Source organism: Candidatus Krumholzibacteriota bacterium (genome assembly GCA_016931295.1).
In the GTDB taxonomy this organism is placed as follows: Bacteria; Krumholzibacteriota; Krumholzibacteriia; order Krumholzibacteriales; family Krumholzibacteriaceae; genus JAFGEZ01.
The window spans coordinates 1-18,205 of record JAFGEZ010000027.1; the positions used below are offsets into that span (position 1 = coordinate 1).

Genomic DNA, 18,205 nt, shown 5'->3' on the forward strand with positions numbered 1-18,205 from the left:
CGGTAGGGGGTCGGTTCCTCGAGTGCGAGGCCGCCCCCCGCGAGCCGCGTTTCGTAGAGCGCGAAGACCTCCTCGAGGATGATCGCGAACGAGGTGGCGTCGAGGATGAGATGATGGTAGGGCCAGACGAGCACGTTCTCGTTCTCGCCGAGGAGGAAGACGGCGATGCGGACGAGCGGGGGCGAGGCGATGTCGAAGCCGCGGCGGCGGTCGGCGGCGAGAAACTCCTCGATGCGCGCTTCCCGCTCGCCGGCCGGCCGGTCGCGGAGGTCCTCGACGACGTATTCGAGGTCGGCCTCGCCGTAAACGTCCTGGAGGGGTGTCTCGAGGCCCTCCCAGCGGAAGGCGGTCCTGAGGATCGCGTGGCGCGCCACGACGGCCCGCCAGGCCTCCCCGAAGCGGACCGGGTCGAGCGGGTGGTGCATCCGGCAGATGATCTGCGTGACATCGACGCCCGAGTGCGGCGCGTAGAGGGCGTTGAAAAGCATCCCTTCCTGGAGCGGGGAGAGCGGATACGAATCAACCACGTTCGCCATGCCGACGTCGACCTCCTGGAGTACCGTGTCACCCGGCGAGATGCAATGGGCGAGCAGTGCGGGGGCATTCTAGAGCAAATATCGGGCCGTGTCAACGCGCCCCGGCGGGTACGGAGCGCGGCGAAACGGCCTTTGCCGGCACCGCGACGACGCGATACAGCGCCGCCTCATCCGGCGACGTCTCCCGGACGGGCTCGAGTCGCAGGCCGCTTCCGTCGAGACCGGGAAGGGGCGCGGTCGTGTAGACCGGGCGTTCGGCGAGAGCCGCTTGGACGATCGGCAGGATGACGTCCGCTCGATCGGGCCCCGCCGCGAACGGATCCGCCTGCGCGAACCGCAGGTCGCCCCGGTTCTCCTCGATCCGGGCGACGTACATGGCGGGGTAGAGATCGTCCCAGCCGGCGAAAAGGAGGGCGTTCTCGTCGAGGCGGCGAACGGTTTGCAGCAGTTGTTCGTGCCACGCGCGCAACCCGGCGTGGCCGGGGAGCCCGGTGAAGGTGAACTGCGCCTCGCCGGCGCGGAGCCGGGCCGCCGCGGGGCCGGCGACGGGCCAGAGGATCGCGGCGAAAAGGACCGCGCAGAGAATGGAGCTCGTCGCCGCGCCGGGCACGAGGCGCGTCCGCCGCGCCAGCGAGAGGACGGCATCCGCCCCGGCGGCGAGCATGATCGCCAGCAGCAGGTAGCCGGTGATGTAGAAGCTGCGGACGTCCCACACCGGGTAGTTGAACACGTAGAGGAGGTGGGCGGCGAGGCCGGCGAGCAGGGCCGGGCCGAGCCGGCGGTCGCGCAGCGTGAGGGCGACCGTGCCGATCGCGGCGAGGAGGACGGCGACCGGCGAGAAGTCGGCGAAAAGGACGCGCAGGTAGCCGAGCGCCTGCCGCGGCATCACGGCGAGCGGGTCGGCGAACATCGTTCCACGCCACTGGCGGGCCCCGAAGAGGAAGCGGAACCGTTCGACGGGCGAATCGAGATCCTCCGGTCGCAGGCCCCAGAGCGGGGCGGCGGGACGGTAGACCGTGGCGAAGATGTCGTGGCTCCCCCCGGCGCGATCGACCAGCGCGAAGCAGAAAACCGTCACCGCGCCGCCGAGGAGCGCGCCGGCGCCGGCCGCCGCCCAGGCGCCGATGCGCGCCGGCCGCGCCGTGATCATGAGGACGAGGACGGCGGGAAGGAGAAGGACGATGCTGACCTGCACGCCCATGCCGACGCCGCCGAGGCATCCCGCGGCGAAGAGGAAGCGCGCCCGCCGCGTCCGCCACCAGAGGATCGCCGACAAGAGCACCCCGGCCGCGACCGCCGCTCCGGGCGCGTAGATCTCGGCGATCGTCGCCTGCGACCACCATGTCGACGACAGGGCCAGCGCGGCGATGCCCGCGATGGCGCCGGCGCGGCTCGCGCCGGCGTAGCGCGCCGCGAAAAAGAGCGTGCCGAGCGCGGCGGCGGCCATGAGGGCGGAGAGGAGATTGACGCGGAACGCGGTTCCGGCCGCGTGAAGGCCGGCGACGAGCCTTGCGACAAGCAGGAAGACGGGATAGCCCGTCGTGTGGGCGTGGCCGGTGAAGCGGGCGAGGAACTGGAATTCCCCGGAGTCGCCCGGCAGGAGACCCGGCGCGAGCGTGCGCAGGTAGACGGCGAGCCCGGCGAGCGCCACGGCGAGCGCCACGAGGGCATCCATGCGATCCGGATCGCGTCGCCGGGTCATCGGAGGGGCGTCTCCCGCGCGAGAGGGCCAGAGAGGATTCGCCGCAGGATAGCACGGCGCCGGCGTCGGGGGAAGAGGCAACTCCGCGCGCCGCGGGCGCTCGGCCGGTTTCTGTTGAAAGATGTTGGCCCGTGCGCATATTCTCACCTGGAGACCGCCACGTGAAAGGAGACGCATGCGACGCTCGATCCGGATCATCACCCTCGTTGGCCTCGCCGCCCTCGTCGTCGGCGCCGCAGGCGCCTGGCTGCTCCACGCCCAGCCCTTCGGTCCCGTGTTCGACGCCTTCGCCATCGCCGCATGGCTGGGGCTCGTTCTGGCCCTCGCCGGTCCGGCGGCGCTCGTCGCGCGCCGAGCCGCGTGGGGCGCGGCCGCCGGATCGCTCCTCGCCGTCGCGGCCGTCGCCGTGCTCCTTCTCGGCGTGATCGTTCTCGTCGACTCCGAGATCCTCATCTACCGCGGCCTGCCCCCGTCGCCGACGGCCGGGGAGTGGGTCGCCGACCTCGACACCCTCGCCGCGAGGATGCGGGAGATCCATCCCGCGCTCTTCGAGCACGTGGACGAGGCGACGTTCGACGCGGCCGTCCGGGAGCTCGCCGCCGAGATTCCCCGCCTCGGCGAGGACGATATCCTCGCCGGCTTCGCGCGGATCGTCGCCCTGCCGCGGGATGCGCACTGCCTGCCGAACGTCATGTCATTCAACCTCGACTGGCACCTCATCCCACTCGCCCTCTGGCAGTTCGACGACGGCCTCTACGTGACGAACGCTCCCCGGGAACGCCGCGGTCTCGTCGGCTGTCGCCTCGTCGCCATCGAGGAGACTCCCGTCGCCGAGGCGATGGAGCGGATGCGACGGTATTTCACCGCAGAGACGGATGCCGGCTGGCTCGAGCGCGGTCCGCTGGCCCTCTCGGTCGGCGAGTGGCTGGCCGCCGAGGGGATCGCGCGCGACGCGCGGCGGATCGAACTGACCTTCGAGCGGGCGGGGGGGGAGCGCTTCGCCGAGCGCCTGCGCACCGTCCACTACCTCCCCTGCATCTACTGGTCGACGATCCGCCGGGTGGAGAACGACGCGCACCCGGTCGTGACGAACGAACGCCGGGACAACTACGCCTTCGAGTCACTCGAGGGGGGAAAGACGGTCCTCTTCCGCTTCAACGCCGCCGTCGATCTCGGCGGCGATCGAAGCTTCGCCGGCTTCCTCGATTCGCTCGCCGTGTTCGTCCGCGAGGGCCCGGCCGAACGGCTCGTCATCGACCTCCGGAGCAACGGGGGAGGGAACGGCAATCTCGCGTCCCTCATCGTCGACTGCGTCACGGGGATCGGGAAGTTCGAACGGCCCGGGCGGCTCTACGTCCTCATCAGCCGCAGATCCTTCTCGGCGGCCGCCATGACCGCCTCGATGCTCCGCTACAACACGCAGGCGATCTTCGTGGGCGAGACGACCGCGCAGGGTCCGGATTTCTTTTCGTCGCCGGCGATCGTTCGCCTGCCCGAGTGCAGGCGCGCGTTCTTCGTCTCGACGCGGGCGACGCTCGCCACGCCGGTGCGCGGGGACCGCGCGCCGATCGAACCGGACATCCCCGTCCGCTGCACATGGGCCGATTTCGCCGCGGGACGCGATGCGGCGATCGATCTCATCCTCGGCCGGGACATGCCTCGCGTCCGGTCGGGACCGCCGGAACTGGACGCGGCGCTCATCAGGCGCCTCGTGGGTCGGTACCGGTTCAGCCCCTGGCAGAGTCTCGACATGGAGCACGATGAGGGGGGGCTTCGCCTGCGTATCGATGACGCGATCGAGGGCAGCCTCTGCCGCGCGCGCACCGATGTCGTTCCGGTGGGAGACGAACTGGGCACCGGCATTCCCGGCGTCTTCATCCGGTTTGTCGACGGGGTGGACGGGAAGCCGGATTCCCTCCTCGTCGACTGGAGGGGACACGTGATCGTCGCGCCGAGGGCGCCCGCGGACTGGTCTCTGCCGATGGAGCTCGTCGCCGCGGGGCGCGTCGAGGAGGGGATCGATCTCTTCCGCCGCGACATCGCTCCCATCGCGGACAAGACGCCGCAGATCGAACGGATGCTGAACAACCTCGGCTACCGGTTCATGAGGAACGAGCGGCTCGACGATGCGATCGCCGTCTTCGAGCTCAACACGGAGCTCTATCCCCGTTCGGCCAACGCCTGGGACAGCCTGGGCGAGGGATGCATGGAGGCGGGTCGGACAAAGGACGCGATCCGCTTCTACGAGAAATCGCTCGATCTCAACCCCGACAACGCCAATGCGAAACGGATGCTGGAGCGGCTCCGCGGCTCCGGAGAAGGGAGAAACGATCCATGATCCGAACGGCGCTCTGCGCGGCCGCACTCCTCGCGGCCCTCGCCGCCCCCGCGGCGGCCGGCTTCGAGACGGACACGATCGCGACGTCGGCGGGAGACCTCGCGATCACGTTCATCGGGCACGGCACGCTCATGTTTACCGTCGGCGGCAGGACGGTCCACGTCGATCCATGGACCCGCCTCGCCGACTATTCGGCTTTGCCGAAAGCCGACCTCGTTCTCCTGACCCACGCCCACCGCGACCATCTCGACCCCGACGCGCTTGCCGCCGTTCGCACGGAGGCGACGGCCGTCGTCATGCCTGCCGTCTGCGCGGAAGACGTGGAAAGCGGCGTCGTGATGGGCAACGGCGAGACGGCCGAGGCCGCGGGTTTCGCGATCGAGGCGGTTCCGATGTACAACATCGTCCACCTGCGGAAGGACGGCTCGCCCTTCCACGAGAAGGGGGTGGGGAACGGCTACGTCGTCCAGATCGGCGACACCCGCCTCTACATCGCCGGCGACACGGAGAACACCCCCGAGATGAAGGCCCTCGAGGAAATCGACATCGCCTTCCTGCCGATGAACCTTCCCTACACGATGACCCCGGAGATGGTCGCCGACGCCGCCCGGGCCTTCCGTCCCCGGATCCTCTACCCGTACCACTTCGGCGATACCGACACCGCGACGCTCGTCGAGCTGCTGAAGGACGAGACGGACATCGAGGTGCGGATCAGGCGGATGGAGTAGCCGCATGTCGCTGCGCATGATCGAGATCGTCATCCCCGAGGCGGAGATGCCCGCGCTCGAGGAGATCCTCAAAGAACGGGCCGCCACGCGCATCTGGACCGAGACGATCGCCGAGGGGAAGGGGCGGGCGAAGGTGCTCATGCCGCCCGAGCTCGTCGAGAGCACCCTCGACGCCCTCCGCGAGCGCTTCGGCGGCAGCCCCGGATTCCGCGCGATGCTGCTGCGGGTCGAGGCGACCGTCCCCGAGATCAAGGTCGACGAGGAGAGGAAGGAACAGAAGGAGAAGGCCGCCGCGGCGGCGGCGACGCCCGACGCGGACCGCATCAGCCGCGAGGAGCTCTACGAGGCCGTCCTCGATGGGGCGCGCCTCTCGCGGATCTATTTCGTCATGGTCGTCCTCTCCACCCTCGTGGCCGCGATCGGCCTGACGAGAGGGGACGTGGCCGTCATCATCGGGGCGATGGTGATCGCGCCGCTTCTCGGGCCGAACGTGGCGATGGCCCTCGCCACGACGCTCGGCGACACGACGCTCCTGCGCAAGGGGCTCGCCGCTCTCGGCGCCGGCGTTGCCGTGTCGGGGGCCCTGTCGGTGGGGATTGGCCTCGTCATACACGTCGATCCGTCGGCGCCGCAGCTCGCGGCACGGGCCTCGCTCGGGATCAGCGACGTGCTCCTCGCCGTCACGGCGGGGATCGCCGGGACCTTCTCCTACACGACGGGGCTGCCGACGGCGCTGATCGGCGTGATGGTGGCCGTCGCGCTCCTCCCGCCCCTCGTGACGGCCGGGCTGCTCCTGGGCGGCGGGATGCCGGACCTCGCGCTCCGGGCCGCGGCGCTCCTCGTGACGAACATCGCCTGCGTGAACCTCGCCGGGGTCGTGACCTTCCTCGCGCAGCGGGTGCGCCCGCGGCGCTGGTGGGAGGAGGAGCGCGCCCGGCGCGCCGCCCGCATCTCGATCGCGATCTGGGTCGTGGTGCTGGCCGTGCTCGTCGCCGCGATGCTGCTCTTCTGGCGGGTGTAGGCGGCGTCAGAATCACCGTAAGGATGTACTTCGCACGCGGAGATTCGGCCTCGATAGAAACCGATCGACGTTACCGCCGCTGCTCGTGCAAACATACCTAACCGGTAACAACGGCTGCGTTTATTTGCGCGTTTTTACGCCCAGAAGCAGGCGCGTGGGCGGCGTGCGCTTCGCCAGCTCGCAGACGAGCAGGCAGGCGGCGTACGAGACCGCGCAGATCGCGACGAACTCGGCGAGGATCCCTAGCCGCAGCCGGGTGACATAATGCCCCGTCACGGAGATGGCGACGAGGTGGAGGATATAGAAAGGGTACGAGATCCGGTTGAACCACCGGAGGAAGCGGTTCGAGAACGAGAGGAAACGACGCACGAACCCGAGGATCGAGATCGTCCAGCACCAGGTGTTCAATCCCGCGACCAGCGAGTAGAGAAGGTACCCCGGCGCATAGGCCGGGGCGGAGTTTCCCGTGTATTCCATGTACAGCTTTGCCGCCGACAAGGCGATCCCGAGCGCGAGGGAAACGGTGAGGTGCCGGTCGATGGCCCGGCGCCACCGTGGATCGCCGGCGATGACGAGCCCGAAGAGGAAGGCCGTCAGGTTGTAGGCGAAGTAGCCCCAGTCCGTGTAGAGGTTGTTCTGGAAGAAGGGCCAGATCGGCGACAGGAGGGCGAAGATCGCGGCGATTGGCACGCCGCCGAGGAAGATCGCGCCCCGGCGGCCCGTCAACAGCCGCGTCGTTTGTTCGCAGAAGCGGCATGTTCCCGCGAGGATCCGCGGGTACGCGTAAAGCAGGAGCATCGAGTAGATGAAGAGGTAGCCGACGAACCACATGTGGGCCCAGTTCGGTCCGCCGCTCACCGGCGAATGGAACATCGTCAGGATGCACCACGGCCAGAACTGCGTCAGGAAGTCGACGCCGGTGAGATCGATGTCCGACGGCCAGTGCCAGCCAAGCACGGGGAAGAGGAGGATCATGAAGGCCAGGAGCGGCACGAGGAGCCGCCGGACGCGCTCGACGACGTATTCGCGGCGCGACCGGTACCGCATGGCCATCGCCGAGGCGGTGCCGGCGACGAGGAAGAGCAGGTACATGTGCAGGGGACTGCAGAAGTTGACGTAGCCGTGAAGGGCGTACCAGGCGACGGTGCCGCGTTGCACCGATGAGAACCCGCCGACGCTCGTGATCATCCAGGCCGTGTGGAACGGGATCAGGTTGATCGTCACGATCACGCGCAGCCAGTCCAGATCGTGCCGTCTTTCGCGTACCACCTGCTCCATGCGATAATTGTATTCGCCGTGGAATTGCTTGACAAGGACCGTCTTCGTCGAGTCGTTCGCCACCCCCACGCAAATGGAGACGATACTATTGACCGTATCTATCGGGAGCGTCTTTCCGGGGATGTCCCGGACGCGGCATGTCTCTTTCGTCTCTACGTCATGATGGATCTCTTCTCGATATTCGTTTCCTCGAGGCTGCTCTTCTGGCGGGTGCAGGACCGGTTGCCGGGAATATGCAGCCCATGAAGCGGCTCCGGCGGGCGCGTAGTGATGTTGACAGGCACTGCACGCCGGATAAAATAATACAGGGAAGACAATCGGCGGCGGGTGACTATCGAAGGGAACAACACCACATCTGTTGCGGGTCTCGACTCTTCTTTGCCGGGGGGGGGGAACATGCGTGCGACAAGGATATCCGGTCTCTGCTGTCTGATCTTTCTGCTCCCGGGAGCCGCATTCAGCGAAAACCTGCGGGCGACGACCGTGCCGGACGTCGATTTCGCGATCGTCAGGCTGGATTACCGGACCCGTGCCATCAAGGGTTACTACGAGTTCTCCCACCCCTGGCGGAAGTCGTTGCCGGAAGAGGGCTACGCGGAAGCGGGCAATGTCTTCTATCGATACGTGGCTCCGTGCGATCTGGGATACGTCCGCATACAAAGCAGGCTGACCGGCGAGCTTCTCGTGGAGGCGTCGACCGTGTGGATGGGGATGGGTACGTTCTGCTCTCCCCCTGTTTCGCTCTTCTCTGCCGACTATCTGGATGGCTACACCAATCCCCCGCCCGATACGTTGATCTATCTTCCGATCGGCATGGCGGGCGCGGAATACGCCGATTCCGCGTGGAGCGAGGTGCAGGGTACGGACATCATACACCGGCTGGCGGCGCTCGGATCGTACGAAGTCGTTCTCTACGATCATTTCTATACGGTCGGGGCGTCCGATCCCTCAACGGCCGAATGGATCGTGATCGCCTATACCCGTCCTCCCGCACCGGATGACATGGCGCTGGTGGCGTTGAACTGGCCGAAGACGCTGGTCACCCGAAACGTCGACTTCATCCCGGAAATCGTCGTGCACAACTTCAGCGACCGGACCCTGTCCGCGAGAGTCGATCTCACCATGACGACGGCTCACGGTCCCTCGGGCGAACGGCACGAGATGGTCGATCTGCTGCCGCCCGACTCGTCTCTCACCGTGCTTTTCGATCCGATCGTGGTGCTGGAGCCGGGCGACGCCGACCTAGACTTCGACCTGGTGAATCCCGACGGATCGCCGTTGGTGGACGCATACGCCGGCAACAACGGGTGGCGGCAGGATATCGAGGTGATCGACCTGCCGGTCTTCAGGCCCGTCAGCTCCCTCCGGCATCCGGGATCGGTTCCCATGTACGGCAAGGCTCTCGACTTCGACGATGACGGGGACGTCGATATCGTCCAGCTCAGTCACCCCGCCTGCAGGCTCTGGCGGAATGATGGCGCCGGCGCCTTCGTCGATGTCACGGGTCAATCCGCTGTTTCCTTTCCGGGCTATGCGGAAGAGGCGATCGCGGCTGATTTCAACGGCGACGGTCATTCCGACCTCATCGTCGTCGTCTTCAACAGCGAACCGGGATACTATCTCGGGGACGGGACGGGCGTGTTCGTCGACGCGACCGGGTACAGCGGACTCTCCGGCACGATCGGCTATGCCGATGTCGATGCATTCGACAAGGAGAACGACGGGGATCAGGATCTGGTCTTCCAGTCGTACGGGCAGGAGCTGGTATTCGAGAACGACGGCGGCGGGCATTTTACCGATGTCACGGCAACTTCGGGACTCGTTGATCCGGTCCAGACCGAGCGGGTGACGGTCGGGGATATCGACGGCGACGGCTTCCCGGACCTGGCGCTGGCGAACTGGGGCTCGCCGTCGCGCGTGTTCGTCAACGACGGGAGCGGGCGGTTCTCGGAAATCGCCGGACCGTGGGACTTCGACTACGCGAGGAAGGCCCTGATCTTCGATTTCGACGGCGACGGCCTCGGGGATGTGCTGTTCGCGCGGGCCCTGCACGCCGATCTCTCGATCCTGTACAGGAATCTCGGCGGGCTCTCGTTCGAGGAAACCTCCGCGGGGTGGGGAGGGTTGCCGTCCGCTTTCTCCGCCGCGGCCGCGGACTGTGACGGCGATGGAAGCCAGGATCTTCTTCTCGAGGACCTCGACGAGTGGAAATTGCTCATGTACGAGGACGGGATCTACGTGGATCGCACGGAACTCCTGGTCGATTGCGGCGGGGAACTGATCGGTACGGTTGTACTCGATCCGCGGTTCGTCGATCTCGACGGAGACGGGGATCTCGACGTGTACTCGCAGGGCGTCTATTTCGAGAACCAGGGGCTTTGTGGATCGCATTCCGGGGGCGATCGGCCTCCCGTTCCCGAATCCTGCCTGCTGCGCCAGAACTATCCGAATCCCTTCAACCCGGCGACGACGATACGGTTCGATCTGCCTCGCGCGACGCATGTGAGGCTGCGCGTATACAACGTGAAGGGCGAACTCGTCGCCACCCTCGTCAACCGGCGCATGACGGCCGGGTGGAAAGAGGTGAGCTGGAACGCGACGGATGACATGGGAGGGGCCGTCTCCAGCGGCATCTACTTCTGCCGCCTCCTCGCCGGCGGCTTCGCGCAGACGAAAAAGATGGTAGTGCTCCGGTGATATCGTGTGCGGAACACCGCGCGTGCCGATTCCAGATATTCATCCCGCTGATGTCCTTTGTTTCCCGAGAGGAGATTGCCGATGTATCCGTACAGGGTGTCGTTCGACGAGCTCGAATGGGACAGTCCCATGAAGGGCATCAGGCAGAAGGCGGTCGTCCGGGACGGCAAGCGACTCCGTCTCGTCGAGTACTCGCGGGACATGCCGCCGCACTGGTGCGAGAAGGGGCACTACGGAATGGTCCTGGATGGTCGTTTCGCGATCGAGTTCGCGGGCGGCGAGGTCGAGTACGGTCCCGGTGACGGCGTGTTCATCCCGGACGGCGCCGGGCATCGCCACCGCGGCCGTAATCTCACCGATACGGTGCGGGTGGTGTTCGTGGAGGACGAGTAGGAGACAGTTGCAATTCACCTCACCAGTGCGAGTTTGTGCGACGCGGCCGCCTCCCCCGCGCACAGCGACACCAGGTAGACCCCTGACGGCACCGGTTCCCCGCGATCGTTCGTCCCGTCCCAGACGACCGCCTGCGGCCCCGCCGTGCGGCGTCCGTCGAGAAGCGTGCGCACGCGCGCCCCGCGCGCATCGTAGACGCGGAGGATCGTCCGTGCCGCGGCAGGGAGCGTGAACGAGATCGTCGTCGACGGGTTGAAGGGGTTCGGGAAGGCGGCGAGGCCGAGAGGCGCCGCGGGCGTCTCCCCGGCGACTCAGATGTCGTTGAGGTTCTCGGTGGTGCCGCTCGCCATCGGCTCCCAGGAGGAGCCGTCCCAGTGGACGATCGCGCCGCCGTCGCCGACGGCGAAGATGTAGTTCGCGTCCTCGCCCCAGACGGCGCGGAGGGTCTGCGTCGTGCCGCTCTCCTGCGTCGACGTCACGGCTCCGTCGAAATAGCGGATCTGCCCGTCGTCCCCGACCATCCAGAGGCTGTTCATGGAGGAGGCCCAGGCGGCTTGCATCGGCTCGGGGACGCTCGTCCTGACCTGCCACCCGTAGCCGGGAATGAAGTAGCAGAGATGCGTCTCCTTGGGCGGTCAGCCGGACATCGGATCCCAGTACGAGCCGTAATGGAGACAATGCACGAGTGTGCCGGCGAGACACAGGCCGCGGGCGTGGGCGAGCAGCAGGATGTCGTTGGCTGATGTGCCGTGCACGTCGTAGAAATACCGGGTGCCGATCACGTCGAGCGTCATGGTGCCCCATGCGGCGCCGTCCCAGGTGATGATATCCGCCGCGTTGCGGGTGATATAGATATCGTCCTCGCCGCTCCCCCAGATCCCCGAGTAATCGCCTGACGGGATATCGGTTCCCGGGCCCGTCGGCACGGCGTGCCAGCCGTTCGCCGCGAGCGCGAGGATGGTCCCGTTGTCGCCGACGCAGTAGACGACGCCGCCGGCGCGCACGGGCACGGTCGCCGCCAAAACGGAGAATACCGAGAGCGCGAAGATCGCCAGACGTCTCATAATATGTCTCCCCTGCATTATCCGTTAGACGAGCCGGAACGCGGATTTTGACGCGGCGAAGCCGGCTCCGGCGGGCGATCCCGCGCCGGCCCGGGCAAAGGATGGATTGACTTCATCCCTTTCTCTGCAGTAACTTCGACCGTCGAGTGTCCTGTCGCGAGCAACGGTTTCCCGGGATGGCCCCGTGAGAAGAATCCTCTTCTGTATTCCGGATCTGCGGGGTGGCGGCGCCGAGCGGGTGTTCGTCCACCTCATGAACAACCTCGACAGGAACAGGTTCTCGGTCGAACTGGCCCTCTTCCGGAAGCGCGGCGCGTTCCTGGAGGAACTCGCCGGTGATGTCGCGGTCCACGACCTGGACACCGACCTCAAGGGCGCGCTGGCCGGGTTTCCGCGCCTCGTGCGCCGGGTGTCGCCCGACGCGGTCATCAGCACGATGAGCTACACGAACATGGTGGCCGGCTTCGCGAGCATGCGGATGCGGCGGAGAGGCGTCATATTCCTCGGGCGGGAGACGGGGATCCCGTCGCTCAGGTCCCGCATCGCGCGATCGCCGTGGAACGCGCGCTGGCTCTACCGGTGGTCCTACCGGTACCTGGACCGGGTGATCTGCCAGTCGGCGGACATGCTGGCCGACGTCCACGAGATCTACCGCGTGCCTCTCGATCGGATGGTGACGATACCCAACCCCGTCGACGTCGCGTGGATCCGCGCGCGGGCGGCGGCGGGCGTTCCCGGGGGTTTCGGCGGCGGAGAGTTGAACGTCGTCGCCGTCGGCAGGCTCCACCGGCAGAAGGGGTTCGATTTGCTGCTCCGGGCGGTGGCCCGCCTGAAGGGGCGCGGCGTCCGCCTTCACGTCCTCGGCGACGGAGCGCTGCGCGAGGAGCTCAACGCCCTGGCCGCCGAGCTCGGCGTCGAGGGGGAGGTCGTCTTCCACGGATTCCTGCCGAACCCGTACCCGCTCGTCGCCGCCGCCGACCTCTTCGTGCTCAGCTCGCGCTACGAGGGATTCCCCAACGCGATGGTGGAGGCCCTCGCGCTGGGCCGCCCCGTGGTCGCCTTCGACTGCCCCGGCGGGATCAACGAGCTGGTCGAGCGGGGCGTGAACGGCGAGATCGTTCCCCTCGGGGACACGGAGGCGATGGCCGAAGCGATCCTCCGCGTCGCCGCGGCAGGCTACGATCGGGAGAAAATCGCGGCCAGGACAACCGAACGATACGGCATCGACACGATCGTCGGCCGCTACGAGCGCCTTTTCGAGGGGGACTTCGGCACGAGCCGGCCGGAGTTCGCCGGAGCGCGATGAAGATACTGATCATCGAGGCATACACCGACGGCAACGTGGGATCGTGCGCGCTCGTGGAGAACGCCCTCGGGATCCTCCGCGAGAGATTCCCCGGCGCCGACATCCGGGTCATGGCCCACCGGCCCGAGGTCTTCGAGCGGCTCTACGGCGTGGAAGCGATCGGGGACGTCTTCGAGTACCCATTCCTCCAGCCACGTCTCCGCCAGGTCGGCTGGCTCCTGAAGACCGTGCTCTGGATGACCGTCTGCCGGCTCACGATCGCCCTCCGCTCGCCCGAGGGCCTGTCGCGGGGCCGCGTTCCCTTCAGGAAGAAACTGGCGCCCTTTCTCTGGGCCGACATGGCCGTCAGCGTCGGCGCCGAGCGCATCAACGACAAGTTCTTCAAGAACATCGTCTTCTCCCTCTACACGTATTCGCTCGTCGTGCGGCTCGGCAAGCGGATGGTGATCTTCCCCTCGACGATCGGCCCCTTCCTCTTCCGCTGGAGCCGGTTCCTGGCGAGGCGCGTGCTCGGGAAGGTCGACCTGATCTACGCCCGCGACGAGCGATCGGCCGTGACGAGCCGGGAACTCGTCGGCGGCGCGAAGGCGACGGTCGTCCATACGGTCGACGTCGCCGTCCGGCAGGAATGGCCCTCGCGAGAGGAATCGATGAAGCTCCTGCCCCCGGGGCCGGAGAAGCCGATCGTCGGGATCTCGGCGATGCGCTGGAGCTACTTCAGGAACCGCGTCGAGACTCCCTACAGCAACTACGACGCCTACGTCGGGCAGATGGCGGTTCTCGCCGACGAACTCGTGGCGACGCACGGGGTGCGGGTCGTCCTCTTTCCCACGAATTTCCCCGTCCACGGCTGCCGCGAGGACGATCTCGCCGTCTCGCGCGCGATCAGGGACCGCATGGAGCGGGGGGGCGAGGTCGGCGTGCTCGAGACGCTGCCCACGCCGGCCGAGCTCAAGGGAATGCTCGCCTGCAGCGAGCTCAACATCACGACGCGGATGCACGCGTGCATCCTCTCGACGGGATCGGGGACGCCGACCATCTCGGTCAACTACCTCTTCAAGGTCCGCGAGTACATGCGGTCGCTCGGCCTCGAGGAGTTCTCGATCGACATCGAGGAATTCAACGCCGCGTGGGCCATCGGCATCTTCGAGCGGATGTGGCCGGAGCGCGCGGCGTGGCGGGAAAAAATCACGGCGGCGGTCGGGGAGAAGAAGGCGGACCTGGCCCGGGCGATGGAGAGGATCGATGATCTGGTTCGATGACGGCGATCGGCTGCGCTTCGACGCGGAGCGGTGCTGCCTCTGCGGCGGATGCCTCGCCGCCTGCGACGCCGGCGCCCTCGGCAGGCGCCCCGCCGCCGACGGGCGCTTCGAGATCGTCTGGGACGATGATGCCTGCGTCCGCTGCGGCCGCTGCGTCGAGGTCTGTCCCGCCCCCGAGCTGCCGCGCCGCGCACTCACCGCGGAGGCGCTCGCCGAAATCCGGGTTGCGTACGTCGGCCGGGCCGCCGATCCCGCCGTGCGTCGGTCGTCGTCGTCCGGCGGCGTGGCGAGGACCCTCGTCACGGCAGCGCTGGAGACGGGAACGGCCGATCTTGCATGCTGCCTCGTATCGGCGGAACAGCCCCCCTGGGCGCGGGGCGCGCTGCTCGGGAAGGGATTCGATCCGTCGGTCATCGCCAACTCCGTCTACCGGCCGGTTCCCCTGCTCGAGGAATGCGGTCAGGTCGGGGCCGGCAGCACGCTCGTCGTCACCGGGACGCACTGCCAGCTCCTCGCCGCGGAGCACCTCTACGGCGACGCGGGCGTCGACCTCCTGCGGATCGGCCTTTTGTGCAAGCAGCAGAAGCACCTCGGGTTCACCCGGTTCGTCAGGCGGCGCCTCGGCATGGACGCCCGGGAGGAGCGGCGGATCGACTACCGGGGCGATGGCTGGCCCGGGCGGATTTCCGCCGGCGGACGGTCGATCGGCTTCTCGGAGACGGCGGCCCTGCCCTTCGGCAAGTGGCTCTGGACGATCCCGGCCTGCATGTACTGCGCGAACGCCTTTGGGGATACGGCCGACCTGACGATCGCCGACCCCTGGGGGATCGTGCGGCCGGAGGACGCGGGCGACGGCATGTCGATGATCGCGGTGCGCACGGAAAAGGGCGCGGCGCTGCTCGCGGCCGCCGGGGAAGCGATCGAGCTCGAGCAAATCGACACGGCGGCGTTCGCCCGCTCGATCCGCTGGCCCGATCTCGAGCGGAAGATCGCCTCGATACCAATCCGTCTCGGGGAGAGCGGTTCGAGGGGCGAGAGGCGCCGGCTCGACGCCCGAAACCGGGAGAGGCGCTGGTACGAGTGGATTCTCGAGCGGTTCGATCCGCCGCGGGTCATCAGGAAGATACTGGGCAGGCTGCCCTTCGCCGGGCTGCCGAAATGACGGGAACATGCATGGAACCTCGAGGCGTACCGGTCGTGATGTACCACGGGGTCGGCCCCGAGAAGCCCGGGTGGGCCTGGAACCACCTCCTCGTTCGGGCCGACGTGTTCGACGGCCAGATGAGGCGCCTGAAAGAGGAGGGGTGGACGACGATCTTCCTGGGCGACCTGTACGCGCACCTCGCCCGGAACGAGCCGCTGCCGCCGAAGCCGGTCGTTCTCACCTTCGACGACGGCTACCTCGACAACTGGGTCTTCGCCGCCCCGATCCTCGCGAAGTACGGCCACCGCGCCGTCGTCTACATGACGAGCGACTTCGTCGATCCCGCCGGCTCGCCGCGGCCGACGCTCGACGACGCGTGGGCGGGGCGCGTCCGCGAGGAGGACCTGCCCGTCGAGGGCTTCCTCTCCTTCGCCGAGATGCGGCGGCTGGAGGAGAGCGGCGTGATGGAGGTGCAGGGCCACGCCAAGACCCACACGTGGTATCCGTGCGGTCCGCGGATCGTCGATTACCACCGGCCCGCCGGCGTGGATGGCTATGCCCCGAAGCCGTGGCTCGGCTGGAACCGTCATCCCGAAAGGAAATTCGCGTACATGACCGAGCGGCTCGAGGAGACGGTCCCCTGGGGCACGCCGGTCTTCGAGCACAGGAAATCGCTCGCGGGGAAGAGATGGTTCCCCGACGGATCGCTGGAAAAGCGCCTCGTCTCCTTCGTCGAGGGCGAGGGGGGAGCCCGGTTCTTCGAGCGCCCGGACTGGCGCGAGCGTCTCGACGCGATCGCGCGAAAGCGGGAAGCGGGCGGCCGGCTGGAGACCGAAGAGGAATTCGACGATCGGATCCTCTTCGAGCTGACCGAGTCGAAGCGGATCCTCGAGGCGGGGATCGGGAAGCACATCGACTTTCTCTGCTGGCCGGGGGGCGGGCGCAGCCCCCGGACGCTCGAACTGGCCGGGGAGGCGGGCTACCTCGCGACGACCACCCACTTCCACGACAGGACGAGAAGGAACCTCTACGGCCAGAAGCCCAGCGAGACGAACAGGACGGGGTGCGGAACGCCCTGGCAGTGGCGGGGTGTACGCGTGGCCCGCACGGATCCGGGATTCTTCACCGCCATCCTCGACGAGTTCAACGGCGTGCCCGGAGCGGTGTGGCGGATGCGTAGCTACAAGATCGCGTTCCTCCTCCGGCATTTCCTGCTCGGGCGCGATTGACGAAGCGGGGATCCGGCATGACGGCCGGGCGCCAGAATGATGTTGGATGAGGCGTCTCGATCCGCTACAGTGACGGGACGTTTCGGCGCGTCGCCGCGACGGGCAACGACAGGATCGTGGACATGCTGCCTCCGCTGCCGGCCGCCCTGGTCGGAAAAATCATCTACCCCGCGTACCGGGCGATCAGACGGGACGGTCTCCTCGCCGATCTCGCCGAGCTCGAGCGCAGGGAGCATCTCCCGCTGGAAGAGCTCGAGGAGATCCAGGCGCGGAGGATACGCGAGACGCTGGCCGCGGCCTACGCGCACGTCCCCTATTACCGGGATGCCATGGACCGGGCGAAACTGCGTCCCGGGGACGTGCGTGGCCCGGCGGAGCTCGCCCTCCTCCCCTTCCTCACGAAGGAAATCGTCCGCGCCGAGGCAACCCGGCTCGTCACCACCGATCCGTCGAGGAAGGGATACCGGTCGAGCACGGGCGGCTCGACGGGCGAACCGCTCTTCTTCTTCAACGACCACGGCGCCGGGCCCGGGCGCCGCGCGAACACGATCCGCGCCTACCGGTGGGCGGGGATCGACATCGGGGACCGCCAGGTGCTCCTGTGGGGATTCTCCCTGAACCGGTCCCCGGCGGAGCGGTTCGCCGCCGCCGCGAAGAACTACCTCAACAACGTCCTGCCCCTCTCGACCTTCGACCTGTCGGAGGAGGGGATGCGCCGCCACGACGCCAGGTTGCGCCGCTTCCGGCCCGCGTACATGGTCGCCTATCCCTCGGCCGTCGCCCTCTTCGCCGACTGGTACGAGCGGACGGGGCCGCCGGCGTACGATCTCGGGGCCGTCGTCACCAGCGGCGAACGGCTCTACCCGCACCAGCGCGAGATCGTCGAGCGGGTCTTCCGGTGCAGGGTGTTCGACCGGTACGGGAGCAGGGAGTTCGCCAACGTCGCCGCCGAGTGCGATCGGCACGCGGGGCTGCACGTCTTCATCGATCTCTTCTGCGCCGAGATCGTCCGGGAAAACGGCGAGCCGTGCGCGGCGGGGGAGACCGGCGAGCTCGTCGTCACGGATTTCTCCAACCTCTACATGCCTTTCATCCGTTACCGGACCGGCGACCTCGCCGTGAAAACTGACAGGGCCTGCCCGTGCGGGCGGGGATACCCGCTCATCGAGAAGATCGAGGGCCGCACCTTCGATGCCATCTCGACGCCGTCGGGGAAGAAGGTGGGGGGGTTCTTCTGGACGTGGCTGTCGCGGGCCGTTCCCGGCATACGGCGGTTCCAGATCGAACAGGCGTCCCCGGGGCGGATCGTCTTCAGGATCGTTCCCGGTCCGGGCTGGGAAAAGGCGCACGAGGGGACGCTCCGGGCGAAGATCGCGGAGGGATGCGGCGAGGATCTCGCCGTCGTCTTCGAGATCGTCGACGACATCCCCCTGACCGGGGCGGGCAAATCGAGGTTCATCGTCTCCCGGCCCCTTTGAGAGGCACGGACGGGAAGACGTGTTCACCC

The 18,205-nt window shown here is 67.6% G+C and carries 16 protein-coding genes; 10 read left to right on the forward strand and 6 right to left on the reverse strand.

Annotated elements, in window-relative coordinates:
* Both JW876_06965 and JW876_06970 read right to left on the reverse strand, forming a co-directional pair.
* The coding region (locus tag JW876_06965; protein MBN1885242.1) for a non-ribosomal peptide synthetase at positions 1 to 536 on the reverse strand (536 nt) is incomplete at its 3' end.
* Positions 537 to 627: 91 nt separating this feature from the next.
* Positions 628 to 2,238: a DUF2723 domain-containing protein gene (locus JW876_06970; protein MBN1885243.1), complete on the reverse strand. Its 1,611-nt coding sequence runs from the start codon at positions 2,236 to 2,238 to the stop codon at positions 628 to 630.
* A 175-nt stretch (positions 2,239 to 2,413) separates the two neighbouring features.
* Between JW876_06970 and JW876_06975 the strand changes: the two genes are divergently transcribed.
* Genes JW876_06975 through JW876_06985 form a run of 3 tightly spaced genes read left to right on the forward strand, consistent with a single transcriptional unit; the run spans position 2,414 to position 6,325 of the window.
* Positions 2,414 to 4,576, forward strand: a complete 2,163-nt coding sequence (locus JW876_06975; protein ID MBN1885244.1) for a tetratricopeptide repeat protein — start codon at positions 2,414 to 2,416, stop codon at positions 4,574 to 4,576.
* Complete coding sequence (locus JW876_06980) at positions 4,573 to 5,304, forward strand: MBL fold metallo-hydrolase (protein MBN1885245.1); 732 nt, start codon at positions 4,573 to 4,575, stop codon at positions 5,302 to 5,304. Before JW876_06975 ends, JW876_06980 begins: the two co-directional genes overlap by 4 nt.
* A 4-nt stretch (positions 5,305 to 5,308) precedes the next feature.
* Positions 5,309 to 6,325, forward strand: a complete 1,017-nt coding sequence (locus JW876_06985) for a TIGR00341 family protein (protein ID MBN1885246.1) — start codon at positions 5,309 to 5,311, stop codon at positions 6,323 to 6,325.
* A 120-nt stretch (positions 6,326 to 6,445) separates the two neighbouring features.
* On the opposite strand, the gene JW876_06990 is transcribed toward JW876_06985, so the two are convergent.
* Complete coding sequence (locus JW876_06990; protein MBN1885247.1) at positions 6,446 to 7,666, reverse strand: acyltransferase; 1,221 nt, start codon at positions 7,664 to 7,666, stop codon at positions 6,446 to 6,448.
* Between the two features lie 333 nt (positions 7,667 to 7,999).
* Between JW876_06990 and JW876_06995 the strand changes: the two genes are divergently transcribed.
* A complete protein-coding gene (locus JW876_06995) occupies positions 8,000 to 10,300 on the forward strand; it encodes a T9SS type A sorting domain-containing protein (GenBank protein ID MBN1885248.1) in 2,301 nt (766 codons plus the stop codon).
* Between the two features lie 81 nt (positions 10,301 to 10,381).
* Positions 10,382 to 10,693: a cupin domain-containing protein gene (locus tag JW876_07000; protein MBN1885249.1), complete on the forward strand. Its 312-nt coding sequence runs from the start codon at positions 10,382 to 10,384 to the stop codon at positions 10,691 to 10,693.
* Positions 10,694 to 10,707: 14 nt separating this feature from the next.
* Here JW876_07000 and JW876_07005 read toward each other — a convergent pair whose 3' ends face one another.
* The 3 genes from JW876_07005 to JW876_07015 all read right to left on the reverse strand — a co-directional run bounded on the left by JW876_07005 (position 10,708) and on the right by JW876_07015 (position 11,757).
* On the reverse strand, positions 10,708 to 10,932 hold the full coding sequence (locus JW876_07005; GenBank protein ID MBN1885250.1) for a hypothetical protein: 225 nt from the start codon (positions 10,930 to 10,932) through the stop codon (positions 10,708 to 10,710).
* Between the two features lie 72 nt (positions 10,933 to 11,004).
* Positions 11,005 to 11,253 (reverse strand): hypothetical protein, encoded by a 249-nt coding sequence (locus JW876_07010; protein ID MBN1885251.1) that lies wholly within the window; start codon positions 11,251 to 11,253, stop codon positions 11,005 to 11,007.
* A gap of 75 nt (positions 11,254 to 11,328) precedes the next feature.
* Positions 11,329 to 11,757, reverse strand: a complete 429-nt coding sequence (locus JW876_07015) for a hypothetical protein (GenBank protein MBN1885252.1) — start codon at positions 11,755 to 11,757, stop codon at positions 11,329 to 11,331.
* A gap of 184 nt (positions 11,758 to 11,941) precedes the next feature.
* On the opposite strand from JW876_07015, the gene JW876_07020 reads away from it, so the two are divergent.
* The 5 genes from JW876_07020 to JW876_07040 all read left to right on the forward strand — a co-directional run bounded on the left by JW876_07020 (position 11,942) and on the right by JW876_07040 (position 18,176).
* Positions 11,942 to 13,063: a glycosyltransferase gene (locus JW876_07020; protein ID MBN1885253.1), complete on the forward strand. Its 1,122-nt coding sequence runs from the start codon at positions 11,942 to 11,944 to the stop codon at positions 13,061 to 13,063.
* Positions 13,060 to 14,325 carry a polysaccharide pyruvyl transferase family protein gene (locus JW876_07025; GenBank protein ID MBN1885254.1) on the forward strand — a complete coding sequence of 422 codons (1,266 nt, stop codon included), beginning with the start codon at positions 13,060 to 13,062 and terminating at the stop codon, positions 14,323 to 14,325. Before JW876_07020 ends, JW876_07025 begins: the two co-directional genes overlap by 4 nt.
* Positions 14,309 to 15,487: a Coenzyme F420 hydrogenase/dehydrogenase, beta subunit C-terminal domain gene (locus JW876_07030; GenBank protein ID MBN1885255.1), complete on the forward strand. Its 1,179-nt coding sequence runs from the start codon at positions 14,309 to 14,311 to the stop codon at positions 15,485 to 15,487. The genes JW876_07025 and JW876_07030 overlap by 17 nt, the downstream gene beginning before the upstream one ends.
* 11 nt (positions 15,488 to 15,498) lie before the next feature.
* Positions 15,499 to 16,698 carry a polysaccharide deacetylase family protein gene (locus JW876_07035; GenBank protein MBN1885256.1) on the forward strand — a complete coding sequence of 400 codons (1,200 nt, stop codon included), beginning with the start codon at positions 15,499 to 15,501 and terminating at the stop codon, positions 16,696 to 16,698.
* Positions 16,699 to 16,814: 116 nt separating this feature from the next.
* Positions 16,815 to 18,176, forward strand: coding sequence for a phenylacetate--CoA ligase family protein (locus JW876_07040; protein MBN1885257.1), 1,362 nt, complete (start codon positions 16,815 to 16,817; stop codon positions 18,174 to 18,176).
* The last annotated feature ends 29 nt before the right edge of the window (positions 18,177 to 18,205 follow it).

Excerpts from the sequence above, each read along its gene's own strand:
- JW876_07025 (MBN1885254.1), top strand. The coding sequence starts at position 13,060 with ATGAAGATACTGATCATCGAGGCATACACCGACGGCAACGTGGGATCG.
- JW876_06970 (MBN1885243.1), bottom strand. The coding sequence starts at position 2,238 with ATGACCCGGCGACGCGATCCGGATCGCATGGATGCCCTCGTGGCGCTC.
- JW876_07000 (MBN1885249.1), top strand. The coding sequence starts at position 10,382 with ATGTATCCGTACAGGGTGTCGTTCGACGAGCTCGAATGGGACAGTCCC.
- JW876_06975 (MBN1885244.1), top strand. The coding sequence starts at position 2,414 with ATGCGACGCTCGATCCGGATCATCACCCTCGTTGGCCTCGCCGCCCTC.
- JW876_06985 (MBN1885246.1), top strand. The coding sequence starts at position 5,309 with ATGTCGCTGCGCATGATCGAGATCGTCATCCCCGAGGCGGAGATGCCC.
- JW876_06995 (MBN1885248.1), top strand. The coding sequence starts at position 8,000 with ATGCGTGCGACAAGGATATCCGGTCTCTGCTGTCTGATCTTTCTGCTC.
- JW876_07035 (MBN1885256.1), top strand. The coding sequence starts at position 15,499 with ATGGAACCTCGAGGCGTACCGGTCGTGATGTACCACGGGGTCGGCCCC.
- JW876_07015 (MBN1885252.1), bottom strand. The coding sequence starts at position 11,757 with ATGAGACGTCTGGCGATCTTCGCGCTCTCGGTATTCTCCGTTTTGGCG.
- JW876_06980 (MBN1885245.1), top strand. The coding sequence starts at position 4,573 with ATGATCCGAACGGCGCTCTGCGCGGCCGCACTCCTCGCGGCCCTCGCC.
- JW876_07010 (MBN1885251.1), bottom strand. The coding sequence starts at position 11,253 with ATGCAAGCCGCCTGGGCCTCCTCCATGAACAGCCTCTGGATGGTCGGG.
- JW876_07030 (MBN1885255.1), top strand. The coding sequence starts at position 14,309 with ATGATCTGGTTCGATGACGGCGATCGGCTGCGCTTCGACGCGGAGCGG.